This is a genomic window from Rhabdothermincola salaria, from assembly GCF_021246445.1.
Taxonomy (GTDB): Bacteria; Actinomycetota; Acidimicrobiia; order Acidimicrobiales; family Acidimicrobilacustridaceae; genus Rhabdothermincola_A; species Rhabdothermincola_A salaria.
Genome location: NZ_JAJQXW010000002.1, coordinates 494,774 through 514,364, shown reverse-complemented (window position 1 = coordinate 514,364; position 19,591 = coordinate 494,774). Strand labels below are relative to the sequence as shown.

Below are 19,591 nucleotides of genomic sequence, written 5' to 3'. Positions count from 1 at the left end.
TGGCCGTCCCCCGACGGCCCCTGGGCATCCGATCACGAACCGGGGCGTCGTGCCACCGTCCTGACGACACGGCCGCGCCCGGGCCGCGCCTCAGCAGCGCGACCAAATGAGCGTTAGGGTGGATGGGCGGTGGCGGAACCCGCCGCCCACACCGACGACGAGGGGGACACCGTGCCCGAATCCGTGGACCTGTTGCTCACCGGGGCGACGCTGGTGGATGGCACCGGAGGCCCGGCCCGACCGGGCGACGTCGCCGTGCGCGACGGCCGCATCGTGGCCGTCGGCCCCGATCTCGACGTGGCCGCGACCGAGACCGTCGACCTCACCGGGCTGGTGCTCAGCCCCGGCTTCATCGACCCCCACACCCACTACGACGCCCAGGTCCTGTGGGATCGCGACGTCACCCCCTCCTCCTGGCACGGCGTCACCACCGTGATCATGGGCAACTGCGGGTTCGGCATCGCGCCGACCCGGCCCGAGCACCGCGAGATCATCCTGCGCACGCTGGAGAACGTCGAGGGGATGACGTTGTCCGCCCTCGAGGAAGGTCTGCCGTGGACGTTCGAGACGTTCCCGGAGTACCTCGACGCCCTCGACGCCGCCCCCACGCGGCTGAACCTGGCCGCCCTGTTCGGGCACACGCCGCTGCGCTTCTACGTGATGGGCACCGACGCCACCGAACGGGCCGCCACCCCCGAGGAGGTCGAGCAGATGCGAGCGCTGCTGGCCGAAGGCATCGACGCCGGGGCCGTCGGCCTGTCCAGCTCACGAACCGAGTCCCACATCGGCGCCTACGGCAAGCCCGTCCCCAGCCGCCTGGCCGACCTCGACGAGATCCGCACCCTCGCGGGGGTCCTGGGCGACAAGGACAAGGGCACCTTCGAGTCCACCTGGGGCCCGGACCTGTTCGTGGAGGAGTTCGCCGAGATCGCCAAGGACATCGACCGTCCGGTGTCGTGGGCGGCGCTGATGACCGTGAAGGAGAACCCCGCCTACACCGACGACGTGGTGGCTCGCGTGGCCGCCGCCGGTGGGCCGGTGCACCCCCAGGTGTCGTGCCGGCCGATCATGATCCAGCTCCAGCTGTCCGATCCGGCCCCGTTCGCCAACGTGCCCGCGTTCGAGGAGATCCTCGGCCTCGAGCGCGCCGACCGCCCCGCCCTGTACGCCGACGCCGCCTGGCGCGACCGGGCGTGGGAGGGGATGCAGGCCCGCTGGGGCAACAAGCTCCTCGACGTCACGGTCGCCGAGACCTCGGTGCACCACGAGCTCGTCGACGGCCCCACCCTCGGCGAGATGGCCGCCGAGGGCGACGGCAACCCGGTGTCGGTCATGGCCGACCTCGCCCTCGCCGAGGACCTCCAGACCCGTTTCCGCATGATCATGGTCAACGACGACGACGACCAGATCGCCACGTTGCTGCAGAACCCGACCTTCCTGCTGGGGCTCTCCGACGCCGGAGCGCACACCAGCCAGCTGTGCGACGCCAACTTCTCCACCCACCTCCTGGCCGAGTTCCACCGCGCTCGCGGCGACCTCACCCTCGAGCAGGCCGTCTGGCGCCTCACCGGCCAACCGGCCGAGGTCTACGGGCTGGCCGACCGGGGCCGCATCGCCGAGGGCCGGGCGGCCGACCTGGTCGCCTTCGACCCCGCCACCGTGGGCACCGGCCCATCCGAGCGCGTCACCGACTTCCCCGGCGGAGCCGACCGCCTGGTGGCCCACAGCACCGGCATCGAGCACGTGTGGGTCAACGGGACCGCCATCCGGCGCGACGGGCGCGACCTCGACGGCGTGCGCCCGGGCGGCCTGCTGCGCGACTTCGCCTGAACCTCCGCCCTGGCACCACCGGCCCCGCACGACGACCGGTCCGGGTCGCCGTGCGGGCATCGGTGGGAGGCCGCGGCCCGGAGCCGGTCAGTCGACCTCGAGAGGGTCGCGCCGCCACCAGGCGACGACGGCGACCACGCCGCCGCCCATCATCAGGGCCAGGGCCACCAGCAGCACCGGGACGGTGCCCGAGGAACCGGTGACGACCAGGTCACCGGAGCTCCGGCGAGCCTCGGCCGGCATCGACAACGGGCCGCTGCTCCCCGTCGGAGGCGTCTCGCCCAGGGCGAGCTCGTCGGGCCCGGGGACCCGGGGGGCGCCCCCACCGGCCGGTGGGTCACCGGGGGCCGGTGTCGACGGGCCCGGGTCGGTGGGCCCCGGAACCGTCGGGTCGGTCGGATCGGTCGGATCGGTCGGATCGGTCGGATCCGTCGGATCGGTCGGATCCGTCGGGTCGGTGGGGTCCGTGGGGTCGGTGGGGTCCGTGGGGTCGGTGGGGTCGGTGGGGTCGGTGGGGTCCGTCGGATCGGTGGGCTGGCTCGTGGCCAGGGAGATGTACTGCAGCTCGGTGGTCTGGGTGGCCACGAAGCTCGTGATGGCCGGCTCGCCGAACCCTGCACCGGTGACCGCCTCGACGGCCACGGGCACCTCCTTGCCCGGGGCCATGGCCGGGACGGGCAGGAAGACCTCGGTCTGGTCCGCCTCGGTGCCGACGCTGAGCCCGACATCGGACTGGATCCGGTAGCCGAGGACCAGCCGGCCCCCGTCGTCGGTCGGCGGCGACCAGCGCACCTGCACCCCGCCCTCGACCTCGGTGACCTCCAGATCGGTGGGGGCACCCGCCGGGGTGGCTGCCGGCGCCGTGTAGCTGCCGACCACCACCTCCTCGCGCGGGATCCCGTCCTGGGAGATCACCGCCACGACCTCTCGTTCGGAGGCCTCGGCCGACCCGGTCGGCGTGAACTCGAGCCGACCGACCTCGTCGCCCAGCTCATCACCGGTGGCCGCCGGGATCATCGGGACCGCCCCGTTCACCGCCGCCGGCGCCGACGCCGCCGGCCGGGCACCGTCGGAGCCGGCCTTCACCCCGCCGAGCGGGGCGATGAACTCGTCGTCGGGATCCTTGGTGCGTTCGAAGAACGCCACCTCCTGGCCCTCGATGCGGCCGATGCGGTAGTCGATCGCGTGGCGGCCGTCGAGGGCCTCGATGGTGCTCGTCACGTCCACGGGCGGCAGAGCGGCCGACGTGACCACCTCGGCCACCTCGGCGGAGCCCTCCCGAGGCACCAGGGTCCACGTGCCCTCCGCCGGCTCGAGCACCAGGACGTGCTGTTGGCGGTCACCCCGGAAGAGCAGGTAGCCCTCCTCGTCGGGGGCGCCGTCGGTGACGTCCTCGTAGCGGGTGCCGTCAGGGGCCACGAGGGCGTAGTCGGGCACGCCGGCGTCGCTGAAGAGCTGCACGCCGAGCATCTTCTCGTCCGGCCCGATGGCGAAGGCGTGGGTCGGCGCCTCGTTCTGCGGGGTCGAGACCAGCTCGCTCTGCACCTGGTTGCCCTGCACCTGGTTGCTGGAGAACTCGCTGAGCTCGGCCGCCTCCACGATGAGGTAGCGACCCATGTCGCACTTGAAGCGCAGCGAACGCAGCGGACGGTCCCAGTAGAAGCCGCCGCCGACGTTCAGGCCCTGTTCACCGCCCAACGAGGCGCAGGCGCCCAGGCCCACGGTGTTGATCAGCACGCCCGCCCCGGCCACCTCCCAACCGAAGAGGGTGGCGCCCACCGAGCCCTCGGCCTGGAACCCGAAGCCTCTGAGCGGTTCGCCCGTGTCGGGGTTGGTGGCGCCGATGGCCTGGGAGCGGAACACCGATGCGTCGACCTGGCCGAAGATGGTGATCGGCGCCACCGGCTGGGCCACGACGCGGCCACCCATGCCGACGAAGCCGCGGGTCTGGATCTTGATGTAGCCCTGGGCGTCGACCGGCAGGCCGAAGAGCTCGGCGTTGGCCCGCAGCATGAACTCCAGCCATTCGGCCTGGTACTCGTCGTAGGGCGTGGACGGGTCCCAGTCGGGCTGCTCCTCGAGGCTGACCGAGCCGTCGAGCTGCATGAACGGCACCGCCGGCGGTCCGACCCGGGCGCCCATGTCGCCCTGCAGGAACAGGTTGGGGTCCTTCCTGAGCGTGGCGCCGACGCTGTCGAGCGTCACCCCGGGGAACAGCGGCAGGCCCAGCCCGCTGGCCGAGAGCGAGGCCCCCACCAGCTTGTTGTCGCGAAGGCGGATCGAGCCGGCGATGCCCACCGGGTTGGGGGTGGGCAGCTCGATGGCGATGGCGCCCTCCCACACGTCGCCCTCGCCGTCGCAACCGGCTCGGGTCGACCCGTCGGGACAGAGGCTGATGTAGAGGCCCTTGAGCGGGAACGCCGTGAGCGCGCCGTTGCCCGACGCCGGGACGCCGTTGGCGCTCGGCGGGTCCGGCTCGTCGTCACCGTCGGCATCGAAGCCGAGCTCGCCGCCGATGAGACGACCGTCGACGACGTCCATCCCCACCACGATCGAGGGCGCCCAGGGCAGGTTGTCCACCGCCGTGCCGATGGAGCCCTGCCAGCCGCCGTCGGGGCTGAAGCCCATCGAGAACGAGTGGATGGGCAGCGCGTCGAAGAAGAGGATGTTCTGGGCCGCCAGGGAGCCGCCGACCACCCGCCCACCGTCGAAGTCGAGGCTGAAGGCGAGGGTGGACGGCTCGGAGCTCCCGGCCCGGGCCACGCCACCGTTGCCCGACAGCCTGGTGCCGTCGGGCGTCTCCTCGAAGGAGACCCCGAGGTCCTCGATGGTGAACAGGCCGGCCACCGGGAGCTCGTCGATCGTCAACGAGCCGCCGGTCATGCGGCCCTCGTCCATCTCGATCGAGCCCGACCCCCCGATGGTGTTGCCCTCCGGCCCGGAGATGCTGAGCCCGGCCGCCCACGTGGAGCTGCCGTCGGGGTTCTGTCCGACCTGGAACTCGAGCAGCTCGATGGTGGTGACCCCCAGCGGTACGTGTCCGATCTTGAGGCCGCCACCGACCACCCGGCCCTCGTCGAAGGTCATCGACCCGTAGAAGGTGACCAGGCGGTCCTCGAGGCCCACACGACCACCGAGGCGGAAGGAGCCCTCCTGGGTGAAGGCCACCCGGGCGTTCTCCAGCCGCACGAAGTCGCCGATGGGCAGGCAGGCCACCGACACGTCGAACCCGGACAGGCGTCCGTCGGCGAACCCGAGCGAGCCCCGCCCTTGGTAGGTCTCGCCGTCGTGGGTGACCGAGGTGCTGACCGCGTAGTAGGACTCGGCCCCTTCGGTGGTCGGCTGCCCACCCGGCACGTTGGGCCCCGTCGGGACCTGGGAGCACTCGGTGGTGCCGCCCATCATCCCGAACGGTGCCGATTCGGCTTCCAGCGGCAGAATCCGCGGTATCCGACGGCCGACGTAGTCGATGGAGAGGTCCTCGAGCACGGTGAGGTCGCCGAGGGGCAGGCTGTCGATCTGGATGGAGCCACCGACGATGGTGCCCCGCTCCACGGCCAGCGAGCCCGCGACCTGCGAACCGGCCTGGCCCGGGCGGGCGAGATGGGCGGCGAGGAACCAGTCCGTGCCCGTGGCGGAACGGTCGTACGCGATCTCCACGTCGCGCAGGTCGAGCATCCCGGCCAGTTCGATCCCACCGGCCTGCAGGTGCAGCGACTGGAGCTGGCGGTCGAGGATGGCGAAGTCCAGCGACGCGGTGGCGAGCCCGCCCTCTCCGTCGCGCACGGTGGCCGCACCGCTCCAGCGCTCCAGCGGACGGTCGACGGTCGCCGCGCGGTAGGACAGGTGCACGTCGTCGAGCACGGCCAGCTCGGTCATGCGGATCCCGTCGCCGCAGAGGGCGGCGTCGGTCATCCGGCCGTCGGTGAGCTCCATGTGGCCGCCGGCGCTGGAGGTGTTCCCGTCGCCGTAGCCGATGGTGGCCCCGAGGGCGTAGACCACGCTTCCCGCGTCGGCGCCGACGGTCGTGTCGCAGGAGTCCACCTCGCCGTCGGTCACCGCGAGGGAGAAGTCGTCGAGGGCCAGCGGGCCGAACTGGAGGTTCTCGGCGACCAGTTCGCCGCGGTGGGGCAGGCCGTCCACGAAGGCCAGCTCACCCCCGAGGGTGCTGAGCCCGCCCTCGTGGCGCACGCTGCCCTTGGCCGCCCACCCGGGCAACCCGTCGACGTCGGCGGGGAAGTCGAGCTGGAACTGCTCGATGGTGAGGGTCTCGCCGAGGCGCACGTCGCCCAGCGCCAGGCTGGCCTCGGCGAGGCGACCGTCCGCCCAGGTCATGGTGGCCGACCCCTCCGCCTCGAAGCCGCCGCTGCGCGCCAGCAGGGCGCCGGCCCAGGTGGTGGTGTCCCCTTCGGTGGAGGCGGAGAGCGACAGCTCCTCGACCTCCACCAGCCCGGCGATGGAGAGGCCCGTCACCGAGAGGTTCCCGGCCATGACGCGGCCGTCCTCGAGCGTGACGCTGCCGGTCAGCGAGCTCGATGCCCCCTGGGGCGAGAGCACTGCGGCGGACACATCCCAGATCCGCCCGTCGTCGGTGTCGGCGGTGATGAGCCGGAACTGCTCGAGGGTGAGCAACCCGTCCCACTCGACGCGCTCGGCGAGGATCTCGCCGTCGACCAGACGGCCCTGCCCGTCGATGACCAGATCCACGCTGGCCGCGGGCCCCTTCCCGCTGCCGAAGCCCTCCACCTCCCCCGATCCCGACCAGCTGGTGAGACCGGTCTTGTCGTCGAAGGAGTAGGCGAACTCCATGTCGGCGAGCTGGAGCTGGTCGTAGATCGGCAGGCGCGGGATGGTCATGGTGGCCGACACCAGCCGGCCCTCGGCCACGACCGCCTCACCGTCGATGGCGAAGGTCTCGCCGCCGGGAACGGTCACCGAACCGCCGATGGCCCAGCCCGACCCACCCTCGTCCGCGGTGTAGACGAGTCCGAAGCGGTTGAGCAGGAGGGGCCCGACCGGCAGCTCGTGGATGTCGATCGAGGCGGCCTGCACCCGGCCACCACGGCCTTCGGGCGCCAGGCTGAAGCTGCCCGACACCGCGGTGGTGCCGCCCCCGTGCACGGCCTGGCCGCTGAGGGCGAAGGTGGTGTCGCTCTCGCCGTCCCAGCGGCCGCTCTGGTCGTAGGCGATGCGGAGCTGGCGCAGCTCGACGCCGCCGACCAACGGCAACGTCGACATGGAGAGCTCGAGCGACTCGAGACCGCCGTCCATGACCGCCGCCTGGCCGGCGAACGTGCGGGTGTCGCTCTCGCCGGTGATCACGGTGCCGGAGAGGGCGAGCACGGTGCGGTCGAGCACGGCCTCCCCACCCTCCGTGGTGGGCAGCGTCGCCTGTTCCAAGCCCTCGTAGGTGAGGAGCAGGTCCTCGAAGCGGAAGAGCTCGGTGAGCTCCACCGAACCGAGGCCGAGCTGGGCGGCGACGAGGGTGCCGTCCTCGATGCCCAGGCAGCCCGTCACCGGCACCTCGTCCTGGCCGACGACGGCGCTCACCGCCCAGAGGCGCAGCTCGGGACGAGCGGGGTCGGGGACCTCGCGCTCGAGTCCCGGGCACTCGGTGAGCGCCGCATCGGTGGTGAGGCTCAGGTCGGAGAGCTTGAAGAGACCACCGAGGGGCAGGCCGTCGGCCTCGACCGTGGCGTCGACGATGCGACCGTCACGGAAGGTGAGCCCGAGGCTGGCATCGACGCGTGGGAGGTCGCCGGCGGTGACGAGCCCGGCGGCGCCGGAGACGGTTGCGAGGTCGTCGGCCTCGTCGTGGTCGTAGCCCAGCTCCAGGTCCTCGAGGTAGGCCAGGCCGCCGAGCTGGAGCATGGGCACGCCGAGCTGCATGGACTCGATGCGGCCGTCGACCATGGTGAGCGAGCCGGTCACCGGCTCGGGCGGGCCGGCTTCGAGGCCCTTGTCCGGGGTGGTGACGGCGGGGACGTCGACCAGCCCGGAGATGGCGTAGGAACCGGTGCGGTTGGTGTCGTCCTGCGAGCGGGTCAGCTCGAGCTCGAGGTCGTCGATGGTGGCCACGCCCAGCGAGAGGGTGCCCACCTCCAGCTCGGCGGCCGTCAGGAAGCCCTCGTCGTACTCGAGCAGGCCCTCCACGTCGTTGAGGAGCTTCCCGTTGGCGTCGAGGATCGTCCCGGACAGGGCCCACGAGGTGCCGAGGGTGAAGGCGATCTCGACGTCTTCCACGGTGGCCAGCTCACCGATGGGCAGCGCCGACAGGCTCAGGAACCCGGACTCGAGCTGCCCGCCGGAGGTGAACACCAGCTCGCCGCTGACGGCCCGATCGCCTTCGAAGGCCTTGCCGCGCACCTCTCCGGTGAGGGCCAGGCGGCGGTCCACCACCGCGTCGACGGTGAGGGTGAGGTCGACCTGGGCGAGGGGGCCGATCTCGACCCCGTCGATCTGCAGGGCGCCGCTCAGCACCCGTCCGTCGTCGACCACCAGCTCGCCGGTGATCTCGGCGTCGGGCTCGGCCAGGTTCCCCTCGACCGCCCACGTCCCGGCGTCCCCGTCGAACGTGAGCCGCAGCGACTCCACCGCGAGCCAGTCGCCCCACGAGACCACGGGGGGTCCGTCGTCGTCCTCGGGTGCGAGCCACAGGTCGCCGGCGACCAGGGCGCCGTCGTCGAAGGCCAGCTCCAGCTCACGCAGGGGCCCGCCCCGGATCGTGGCTTCCCAGCGCTCGACGTCCCCGTCGCGGGTGACGGCGAGGAAGGTCTCGGGGAGGGTGACGAGGCCCTCGATGGTCGTCTCGGGGATGGCCAGCGCGCCTTCCTCGATGCGTCCCTCCACGAAGTGGAGACGGCCGGTGACCACCGCGTCCTCGTCGGTCGCCTGGGCCACCCGGGCCGTGAGGTCGAAGGCGGTGCCGCCCTCGTCGGGTGCCACCAGGAGCTCGATCTCGGTGAGCTGAGCCACGCCGACGCACAGGCCGGTGGCCCGCAGCCGGCCGGCCACCGGCGCCCCGTCGTCGAGTCGCAGCGCGCCGCCGATCTCGCTCTGGCCCGTGCCGCAGGTCAGGGTGGCCATCTCCGAGCCGTCGGTGCCCCCGAGCACCCAGTCCGGGGACTTGGCCGGGTCGTACGAGAGGCGACCGTCGAGGCTCGCCAGCTCGCCCAGGGCCACGTCGACCGAGAGGTCGGCGAGCACCACGCCGCCGTCGAAGGCCATGAACCCGTCCACCGAGCTCGTCTCGCCGCCGCTGTGCATCGTGGCGGCCACCGCGTAGACCTCGGCCCCCTCCGGCGCCGGGCTGCCGTCCGGGAGGGTGGCGTCCTCACCCGCGTAGCTCAGCGAGAACGGGTCGAGGCGCCCGAACGGACCGTACGAGGCCGTCAACGTCACCTCCAGGTTCACGATCTCGCCCTCGTCGGTCACCAGGGCCCCCATGAGGCTGTCGGTGCCCCCGAGGTGGGTCACCGTCCCCGTCAACGCCCAGACGCCCGCCCGGTAGGTCATCTCGAAGTCCTCGACGGTGGCCAGGCCGAACGCGACGTCGGCGAGGGCCACGGTGCCGCCCACCAGCGAGGTGCCGTCGGTGTCGAGCTCGACGTCCACCCTCTGGCCGTCGGCCACCTCGTACTGGCCGGACCACCGGCCCTGGGACCGGTCGAACTCGAGGGTGACGGTGGCGTCGGGATCACCGAGGCCGGCCACGCTCAGGCCGGACACGACCAGGGTGCCCGCCGTCAGGTCCCCGTCGTAGTCGAGCTCACCGTCGATGGCGAAGGGATCGCCGATGGCCGAGACGATGCGCCAGGTGGTGTCGCCCGCCCAGGTGAGGGCCAGGTCCTGGAGGGCGGCCAGCTCGGCGAACACGGCGTCCTCGATCCCCTCGAGGGAGAGGTCGGCCGGATCGATGCCCAGGTCGCTGATCACCGCCGCGAAGTCCGCCGTCTGGCCACCGACCACCGCCGGCAACGGGATCGGCGCGCCGAGGAGCCAGGCGTCGTTCACGACCTGGAGGGTCATGCCGTCCGGCAGCGGGAGCCCGAACAGGTCGGCGACGGAGGCGAGGTCGATGGGCTGGTCCAGGCGCCAGTCGACGCCGAAGGTCCCCAGATCGATGGACGAGCCGTCGGAGGCGGGGAACGACGCACCATCCACGTCGCCGCCGTCGCGCCCGATCAGCGGGACCGTGACCGAGGTGTCGCCGAGCTGGGACTCGTCGGCCGACAGCACCGAACGGAGGCGAGGCTGGGTGGGCTCGGACAGGTCGAGCAGGAGCTCGACCCCCGCCGAGGGCTCGAACACGATCCCTCCGATGCCGGGCAGATCCCCGTCCGGGGCCACCGCCACGCCGGCGGCGTAGACGCCCTCGCCGCGGTCGCTCCAGCACCCGGTCAACGACAGGCCCAGGACCCCGGGGAGGGCCTCGGTGCACTTCTCACCCGGATCACCCGGATCACCCGGATCACCCGGATCACCCGGATCACCCGGATCACCCGGATCACCCGGATCACCCGGGTCGCCCGGGTCGCCGGGGTCGCCGGGGTCGCCGGGCACGGCCCAGAGACCATCGTTGCGCACCTCGACGACGGCCTTGTCGGCGCCCGGACCGGTGAGCGCGATCGATCGAGGATCGGCCACCGCCCCACCGGCGGGCACGAGCAGCACGGGGCCATCGGGTGCCTCGTCCAGCCACACGCTGATCACGCCATCCGGGTCGACGGTGAGACGGCCCTGGACCTCGAGTGCGTCCTGGCCGTGGAGCAGGGTGATCTCGCCCCCGTCGCGGACCTGGACATCACCCGAGACGGTGAGCGAGGGGAACTCGGTCCCGTCGATCGCCTGGTCGAGAGGGAGCCGACCGTCGAGCACGAGGTCGCCGTCGAAGACCGAGGGCCCGAAGTACAGCGCCAGCTCCCGCCCGGGCGGGATCACCAGCGGGTCGCCGACCCGCAGCGTGGATCTGCGCATCTCCAGCTCGAACCCGTCCGCCGGCCCGTCGGTGAGAGCGCCCTGCACGGACAGCTCGGCGTCGTCGAGGCTGATCGCTTCACTGGACAGGTCGCCCGGCCAGACCGTCGAAGTGGACCACACGTTCAGACGGTCCACGTGCTCGACGCCGGCGTTCGGTACCGCCGACCCGCCGGTGAGGAGCTCGGCGTCAGGGCCCTGGAGGGTCAGGTCGCCGATGGCCCCGACCTTCTCGCCCAGCACGAGACGGCCCTCGACGTCGAGCTCGACGCCCTCGAGGACGTCGTCACCGGCGTCGATCGCCAGCAGGTCGCCGAGGACGAGCTCGTTGTCGGCACGCGAGCGGATCGAGTCCGGGGTCAGCGCATCGCCCACGCCACCGACCGCCCAGGCCACGGAGGTGCGCCCGTCGCCGTCGTTGCGCCACACGTCGAGCGAACCAGTGCGTAGCGTCCCGCCGTCGCCGGCCACGGACAGATCGCCTCGACCGTTGACGGAGGTGCGCGAGGCCTCGAGCACGTGGCCCCCGCTGGCCACGAGCGAGGCGTCGGCGGGCAGGCCGATCCGAGGGGGCCCGATGGTGAGCTCGTCGACGAGGAGTCGACCGCCGTGCAGAGAGACGACGGCCCCGTCGTACACCCGGACGTCGCCGTTCAGGCCGTTGGTCACCGCCAGGGTGCCGGTGATGTCGAGCGAGCCACCCCGCAACGACAGGTCCACCGTCGAGGTCGCCCTGATCACGCCGCCGGCCCGCAACGCCAGGTCCCCGCCATCGATCCGGAGGTTCCGCGCGTCGAAGGACCCCAGCACCTCGAGCCCGCCGCCGTCGACCATGCGCAACGGCCCGGCCGCGGCCGATCCAGCCGGAGCGGCGAGCGAACCCACGGCCGGCTCCTTCTCCGAGATGCTGATCGGCAGGTTGTGGTTGGCCTCGACGCACGCCGCGTCGGCGGGCCCGGGGCTGCGCAGGGTCGGATCCCCCTTGGCATCGACCAGCACGGGAGCCCAGTTCCGATCGTCACCCCACCCGTCGCCGGCGGCACCGGTCCAGGTGATGGTGCAGTCCAGGGTGTCCGCCGTGATCCGGACCTCCGGGCCTCGGAGCTCGGCCAGCTCCCTCCCCTCGGCCATGGCCCGCACCGAGTAGGCCATGTCTCCGCCCTCGGGCGCGGCAGGATCGACCAGCGCGCGCGCATCACCGCCGGCCGTGGCCACGACGGCACCGTCGCGGAGCAGCTCGAAGCCGTCGATCGTGCCCCCGGGGGTCGGCCACGTCACGCTCACCGCTCGCGACCCGCTCGTGGTGTCGACGTCGACCGCCGCGACGACCAGCACGTCCTCGGCGTCCCACACCGGTTCGTCGGCGCCGACGATCGCCGCCACCCCGGTCGCGGCCGCGGCCACCACCACCGCCATGGCCACCGCCCACCAGAGTCGCACCCGCCCTCTCGGTGCGCGTGCGATCAGTCCTTCTCCGCCCAGGATCTCCACGGCAACAAAAGCTACGGAGCGCGCTCGACCCGGTCAGTAGGACATATCACCTAGCGACTCCCGACTCCCGACTCCCGCATCGCGACCCCCGCCGGCGACGAGGCGGGTGATCGGCGCCGCTCCGGCGAGGAGCGCGTCAGCGGTCGAGATAGCGGTGTGCGGCTTCGGTCCTCGACGACACCGACAGCTTCCGGTAGATCGCCGAGAGGTGGTTGGCCACCGTCTTGGGGCTCACCCCCAGCTGCACCGCGATCTGCTGGTTGGTGGCCCCGCGGCTGACCGCCGACAGCACCCGCAGCTCCGCCGGGCTCAGCTCCGCGATCCCGCCGGCACCATCGGCTCGCCGATGGACGGCGACCTTGTCCTCCCAGGGGACCGAGCCGAGGCGACGGAAGGCGTAGCGGGCTTCCGCCGCCACCTCCTCGGAGGCCGCCGTACCCCGACGACTCCGGAGCCGGGCCAGGTCGAGCAGCGCACGAGCGCGGTCGAAGCAGTCGGCCACGGGGTCGAGGATCTCGACCGCCTCCTGCAGCAGCCGGTCACCCGCGACCGGGTCTCGGCGGGCAGCGACCAAGCCGGCCGACCATGCGGCCGAACCACGCGTCCATCGGCTCGCCCCCGGCGCAGCTGCGGCGTCGGTCAGCGGCCCCAGCACCTCCGACGCCAGGTCGTCGTCACCGCGTGCCAGGTGGGCGCTCACCAGGTCGGGGCGCCACCGTCCGAGGTTGGGGGACAGGACCCCACCAGCGTTCTCGAAGAAGCGGCACTCCTCGAGGAACCCGACCGCCTCGGCCGGGGCGTCCCGGGTGAGGGCGTCCATCCCTGCCGCCCCCAGGAGGAAGTACCGCGCCCCCAGGAGGGTGAGCTCGTCGGCGATGCCCAGACCGGCGTCGAGGTCGGCCTTGGCCCCGTCGTGGTCCCCGCGCACGGAGCGAACCCGGGCCCTGAGCGCGAACCAGAACGGCGCGAACGCCCGCTGCCCGGTCGCCAGGCTCAGCACCAACGCCTCGTCGAGGTTGGCGATCGCCTCGTCGTAGCGGCAACCCCGGACGTGCAGCTCGCCCAAGGTGCCGTAGGTCATGGCCAGCGAGGCCCGGGCCCGCTCACCCCGGCCCCGGGCAGCCAGCGCCGTCAGCGCCTCGACGCCGTCGTCGATCCGCTCGGCCAGACCGAACGAGCGACCGAGGTGAAGGCCCAGCTGAGGATCGTGGTCGAGCGCGTCCAGCAGGTCGATCTCGGGGAGGGCCTCCACGAGGTGCCGACCACGACCCTCCGCCGTCGCTCCGACGGCGTGGGCGTGCACCACGTCCGCCACGTGGCGGGGCACCGTCCCGGGCTCGGTGTGCTCGATGGCGAGCGCGGCCTGGACCTCGATCTCGCGGACCAGGCCCAGCATCCCCAGCGGAACGGCCATCGTGGAGTGGACGACCCCGACCTCGGCCTCCGGGGCGACCGCCACGCACTCCCGCAGCCGCTGCCAGGCGCCGAGCGGATCGCCGTTCAACGCCTCGATGCGGGCCAGCCGGATCGAGGCCATCGCCCGCCACCGCGCCGCCCCGACCCTGTCCTCGGGCCCGTCGTGAACGGTCTCGAGCTGACGGCGCGCCGCGAGGTGGCTGCCGGACACGGCGAGCACGTCGGCGGAGTCGATGCGCATCCTCTGGCACCGGTCGGCGTCGCCCGAGAGGGCGACGGCTCGCTCGAGGAGACGGGCGGCGCCCTCGGCCCCTCCGCGAGCCCGTTGGCGCCGCGCCGCGTCCTCGAGTGCGTCGACCAGCACCTCGTCCGGGCCGAGGATGCTGTGCGCCCGGTGCAGCAGACGGGTCTCGACCGGGATCTGCGCGACCTCCGCCAGGCGACCGTTCAGCTCTCGGCGACGGCGCCGCGACATCGCCACCACCGCCGCGGAACGCACCAGCGGGTGGGTGAACACGAGGCGACCGTCGTCGAGGTGTCCGAGACCGGCGGCCTCCACCTCGGCCACGAGCTCGTCGATCGATCCGGGCACGGCTGCCCCGATGACCGCCATCGACCCGTCGGCGCTCACGGCCGCCAGCTCGATCAGCTCACGCGCCGGAGGGGTGAGCGAGGCGAGCGGTCGCTCGAAGGCATCGCGGAGGTCGCCCGCCACCGGGATCGGCTCGGGAAGGAGCTGCGTGCCGTCGAGGTGTCCCGGCTCGAGGTGGTCGGGCAGGGACCGCAAGGCCAAGGGGTTCCCCTGCGAGACCTCCAGGAGGCGCACCAGGACCGCATCGGCCACCTGCGTCGATGCCGATGCCAGCAGCAACCGGCGGGCGTCGGCATCCTCCAAGCCCTCCACTCGGAGGGTCCGGAAGCCCTCGGCAAAGGCCATCACCGCGTCGGTGGGTCGGCCGGCCGCCACGGCCAGCAGGCATGGGGCGACGGCGCCCCTCAGGGCCAGGTTCACCGCCGTGCGACTGGCCGGGTCCATGTCGTGGACGTCGTCCACCAGCACAACCAACGGTCGGAGGCGCGCCGCGCTCTCGAGCGCCTCGCGCAGGACGTGGCCGGCGACGATCGGATCGACCTCGTCGACCGCGTCCAGGCGGGCGACGAAGGGATCGGCGTCCGGGAGTCGCCCCAGGAGCTCACCCAACGACGACAGCGGACGGGCGAGGTCGCCGCCGCGCCCAACCACCTCCACGACGGTCCCCCCATCGGGACCGATGTGAGCCCGGAGCCAGCGCAGGAGGCTGGACTTGCCCATCGCCGCATCGGCGACGACGACGACGACCTGCCCGCCGCCCGCCTGCGTGCGCTGCCATCCCGCGGCCAGCTCCGCCGTCACGACGTGGCGGCCCAGCAGGGCAACCCCTCCGCCGTGGTGGGTCGGCTCATCGTCGCTGCTCATGCTTCCCGCCGTGTCGTCCAGAATCCGATGCTCCCACATCCCGCCTTCGGGGCGCGGCGCTGGATCAGGCGGTGGAGACCGCTCCCGACTCGATGGCCTTGCGGGCGGCCGACTCGACGACGGTGCCGTCGAAGAACCCCGGGTTGCCCTGGGTGAAGAGCTTCACCGGGTTGTGGAACGTGAAGTCGGCGAAGTCGGCGTCGGTGAGCAACCCCTTGCGCACGAGGCCGTGCGCCTCGTCGACCACGCCGGCCATGTCCTCGACGTCCCAGTGGGCCAGGTCCGAGCTGAAGATGGGCTGGAGGCGGGCGCCGAAGGCGTTGGCCTCGGAGAAGGCGAAGGCGATGGCCCGGTCGTCGGCCTCGCAGCCGAAGAAGAACCGGGGCACGAACTTGTCGCGGATGTCGGACTTCTTCTCGATGCCCATGAAGCGGAACTCGTCACGGTGGGGCGGCTCGACCCCGACCGCGATCATGTCGCGCAGGGTGGCCTTCACGTCGACGTCGCCCGCCTTGACCAGCAGGTCGGCGCCGTAGGAGGTCATGAGCCGCTCGAACTCGTCGAGGTCGACCAGGGCCGGGTCGAGGTTGCCTTCGAGCGCTTCGAGGTTGCGCTTCTCCCAGTGCTCGATGAAGTCGATGAGCAAGCTGGACGCCCACCCCACGCCGCACTCGAGGAAGGCGATGTTGAGGGTCGGGAAGCGGTTGGTGACACCACCCATGAAGAGGCTCTTGCAGAGCCGGTTCATGCGCTCGGCGAAGAACCCGATGTGGTTGTAGACGTAGCTGCTGATCGAGGTGAACGTGAAGGGAGCGAGGTCGCCCAGACCGCCGTGGAAGGTGACCGCGAACCCGTGCTCCACGCACTTGGCCCACACCGGGTCGTAGTCGTGGGCGCTGTCGAGGCCGAACGTGTCGAACCAGTGGGTCTGGCCGGGCAGCAACCACGGCGAGGCCGCTCCCGGCTCCTCGATGGGCCGCAGCACCCCCTCGGGGAAGCTCACCACCTTGACGCCGTTGGCCGCGCAACGGTCGAGCTCGACCAACGCCTCGTCGGGCGTGTGCATCGGGATCACCGCACCGGCGGTGAGCCGGTCGGCGTAGGGCCGGTAGGTGTCGAAGAGGAAGTCGTTGAACCCCCGGCACAGGCCGTTGCGCATCTCGTCGTCGTCGTGGCCGGCGATGCCGAGGGCCTTGGACGGGAAGAGGATCGAGTAGTCGATGCCGAACTCGTCCATGCGCTCGTGCAGCAGGCCCGGGATGGCGGCCGTGGCGAGGTCGCGGGTGTTGCCCGGCGTGCCCCACCAGGCGCTCTGCGGTGTGCGGGTGCGCTGACGGCGCTCCCAGTCGTGGCCACCGATGATGCTGTCGTGCTGGCTGGTCTGGGCCCGGTACTCCTCGAACTTCTTCGGCCCCAGCGCCTCGCGCAGGTAGGGCATGGCGGCCGGCAGATACTCCTGCACGTGGCCGTCCGCATCGATGATCGGGTGGTCGAGCTGCTCGCGGATCTGCTGCGATTCCGAGGTCACGGGGACTCCTGGGTGAGACGGAGGGATGGAGCGGGGATGGTCGGTCTCGGCGCGCTGCCGGGCGGGCCAGGGCGGCAGCCGGTCAGGGGACCGTGTAGCCGCCGTCGACGGGCAGGGCCACGCCCACCACGAACGAGGCGGCGGGGGAGGCCAGCCAGACGGCGGCCTGGGCGATCTCCTCGGGCTCGGCGATGCGCCCGATGGGGTGCAGGCCGGCGATCTCGGCCTCGGCCTCGGCGCTGCCCTGCATCCACTCGTCGACCATGCGGGAGCGGGCGGTGCCCGGACAGATGGCGTTGACGCGGATGCCCTTGCCGATGACCTCGAGGGCCACCGACCGGGTGAGGCCGATGACCCCGTGCTTGGCCGCCACGTAGTTGGCCTGGCCGGGGAAACCGATGAGGCCGGCTCCTGACGAGGTGTTCACGATGGCACCGCCGCCGGCGGCCTCGAGGTGCGGGATCTCGTGCTTCATGCAGTAGAAGACGCCGCTGAGCATGACGTCGATGCCCCGCTGCCACACGTCGTCGTCCATGTCGGCGACGTCGGCGCCGGCGCCCATGATGCCGGCGTTGTTGTGGGCCACGTCCAGACGCCCGTAGGTCTCCACGGTGCGCGCCACCATCTCGGCCACCGCCGCGCTGTCGGCCACGTCGACCGGCACGGCCAGCGCATCACCCCCGGCCGCGCGCACGAGCTCGGCAGTCTGCTCGGCCCCGTCGAGGTCGATGTCGGCTGCCACGACCTGGGCACCCTCACCGGCGAAGAGCCGCACCGAGGCTCGTCCGATGCCTGACGCGGCCCCCGTGACGAGGACCACTTTGCCGTCGAACTGCCCCATGGCGAGCTCCTCCGAGCAGACGTGGTGATCGGCATCACCCTAACGCCTGTTTGGCAGAGGCGCCGAGCCGGACGTCGCCGACCTCCCGCCGCACCGCCGAGTGGATCGACGAGGAGGGGCGCGACAGGCCTACCGTGGCGACTCATGGAGTGGTTCCTCGACACCCGGGTCGCCGGCTCCGGCTCCGATCTCCGCCACCAGGTCATGGACTACCTGCAACGCCACGGCGACCCCGCCGACGACTTCGCCGGGGCGGAGATCACCATCTCCGAGCTGCTCTCCAACGTCGAGCGCCACACCGAAGGCGTGGCCTGGGTGTCGCTCACCTGGAGCGGCACCAACCCGCTGCTCTCCGTCCAGGACCTGGGCCCCGGCTTCGACCTGCAGGCGGCCCTCCCCGAAGACCACCTCTCGGTGGGTGGCCGCGGGCTGTTCCTGGCCGATCGGTTGTCCCGGGGCCTGGCGGTGCGTCGCCGCAGCCACCGCGGCTCCCACGTGAGCGCCACCCTGCCCGTCAACCGGCCCACCGCCGCGGACCTCGATCCCCCCCGCCACCGCATCGACGCCCTGCCCGCTCCCGACGAGGCCCGTCCCGATGGCGGCTTCGGCCGCGAGCCCTTCCTACGCGCCCTCGTCGTCCAGCTGGCGGCATCGGTGGAGGAACAGCGGGGTCCGGACGCGGCCGAGGCGGCGGTGGCCCAGGTCGGCATCGACGTCGGGGGCAGCATGGAGAACGAGTACCGGGCGGCGGCCGAGGTGGTCGGCCACCTCTCGGCTCAGCAGCTCGCCGAGTGCTACGTCCGCCTCAAGCACGCGATCGACGGTGCCTTCTACGTGATCGAGGTCAGCGACGACCGCATCGTGCTCGGCAACGACCGCTGCCCGTTCGGCGACGTCGTGACCCGGGCACCGTCGCTGTGCCGCATGACGTCGAGCGTGTTCGGTGGGATCGCGGCGGCCAACCGCGACGATGGCGCGGCGGTGCTGCTCGAGGAGCGCATCGCCGTCGGCGACCCGGGATGTCGGGTCGTCATCGACCTGGCTCCCGGCTCCCACGCCCCGAACCCGGCGGCCCACCACTACCGCAGCCCCGCCGCGGGCACACCGGTCGCCGAGCCGTCGCGCTGAGGCATCCGGCCGGTCCGCAAAGACGAGGCCGTCAGGCGAAGACGCAGGTGCGGTTGTCCCACACGAGCACGCGCTGCTCGAGGTGGAGGCGCACGGCGTCGGCCAAGGTCTGACGTTCGACGTCGCGGCCCTTGCGCACCAGGTCCTCGACCTCGTCGCGGTGGGTCACCGTGGCCACCCGCTGGGCGATGATGGGCCCGGCATCGAGCTCGGCGGTCACGTAGTGGGCGGTGGCGCCGATGATCTTGACGCCCCGATCGTGGGCCCGGTGGTAGGGCCGGGCGCCGGCGAAGGCGGGGAGGAAGGAGTGGTGGATGTTGATCATCCGGCCCGTCCAGGCCTCGGTGATGGCCTCGGGGAGGATCCGCATGTAGCGCGCCAGCACCACGAGGTCGGGCTGCAGCTCCTCGAGGGTGGCGGCGAAGGCGGCTTCCTGGGCGACCCGCTCCTCGCCCGACAGGCCGCCCTCGACCGAGCGGAAGGCGACACCGTGGCGTTCGGCCAGGGCCCGCGCCGGCGTCTTGTCGGAGACGACGGCGACCACCTCGGCGTCGAGCTCGCCCAACTCGACCCGGTTGAGCAGATCGGCGGCGCAGTAGAGCTCACCCGAGCAGGCCACCGCCACCCTCGTCGGCGTGCCGGGACGGTGCAGCTCCCACTCGATGCCCATCCGCCGGGCGGCGTCGGCCAGTCCGGCGTCGAAGCGACCCCAGTCGATGGGCCCGTCGATCTCGATGCGCTGCAGGAAGACGCTGGAGGCCCGGTCGGTGTGCTGGTCGGCGTTGGCGATGTTGCCGCCCGCCTCGGCGATGAGGTTGGCGACCGCGGCGACGATGCCCGGTTGGTCGGCGCAGCGCACCGTGAGCACGCTGGGCTGGGGTCGTTTGGCGGGTTCGGCAGGCACGGGGGCTCGTTCGGTCGGCGG

Annotated in this window: 7 protein-coding genes; 2 read left to right on the top strand and 5 right to left on the bottom strand. The window is 72.4% G+C overall.

What is annotated here, in order from left to right; translation table 11 throughout:
* Positions 1 to 129 precede the first annotated feature (129 nt).
* Positions 130 to 1,830, top strand: a complete 1,701-nt coding sequence (locus tag LUW87_RS11630) for an N-acyl-D-amino-acid deacylase family protein (RefSeq protein ID WP_232671343.1) — start codon at positions 130 to 132, stop codon at positions 1,828 to 1,830.
* 87 nt (positions 1,831 to 1,917) lie between these two features.
* Here LUW87_RS11630 and LUW87_RS11625 read toward each other — a convergent pair whose 3' ends face one another.
* The 4 genes from LUW87_RS11625 to LUW87_RS11610 form a co-directional block, all read right to left on the bottom strand.
* A complete protein-coding gene (locus tag LUW87_RS11625) occupies positions 1,918 to 12,246 on the bottom strand; it encodes a fibronectin type III domain-containing protein (RefSeq protein WP_232671342.1) in 10,329 nt (3,442 codons plus the stop codon).
* Positions 12,247 to 12,433: 187 nt separating this feature from the next.
* Positions 12,434 to 15,169, bottom strand: a complete 2,736-nt coding sequence (locus LUW87_RS11620) for a helix-turn-helix transcriptional regulator (protein ID WP_232671341.1) — start codon at positions 15,167 to 15,169, stop codon at positions 12,434 to 12,436.
* A 64-nt stretch (positions 15,170 to 15,233) separates the two neighbouring features.
* Positions 15,234 to 16,697: an amidohydrolase family protein gene (locus LUW87_RS11615; protein ID WP_232671340.1), complete on the bottom strand. Its 1,464-nt coding sequence runs from the start codon at positions 16,695 to 16,697 to the stop codon at positions 15,234 to 15,236.
* An 82-nt stretch (positions 16,698 to 16,779) separates the two neighbouring features.
* A complete protein-coding gene (locus LUW87_RS11610) occupies positions 16,780 to 17,538 on the bottom strand; it encodes an SDR family NAD(P)-dependent oxidoreductase (protein WP_232671339.1) in 759 nt (252 codons plus the stop codon).
* 144 nt (positions 17,539 to 17,682) lie between these two features.
* Here LUW87_RS11610 and LUW87_RS11605 point away from each other — a divergent pair, with 144 nt between their 5' ends.
* A complete protein-coding gene (locus tag LUW87_RS11605) occupies positions 17,683 to 18,666 on the top strand; it encodes a methanogen output domain 1-containing protein (RefSeq protein ID WP_232671338.1) in 984 nt (327 codons plus the stop codon).
* Positions 18,667 to 18,697: 31 nt separating this feature from the next.
* Here the strand turns inward: LUW87_RS11605 and purU are convergent, their stop codons facing one another.
* Positions 18,698 to 19,570 (bottom strand): formyltetrahydrofolate deformylase, encoded by an 873-nt coding sequence (gene purU, locus LUW87_RS11600; RefSeq protein ID WP_232671337.1) that lies wholly within the window; start codon positions 19,568 to 19,570, stop codon positions 18,698 to 18,700.
* Positions 19,571 to 19,591 lie beyond the last annotated feature (21 nt).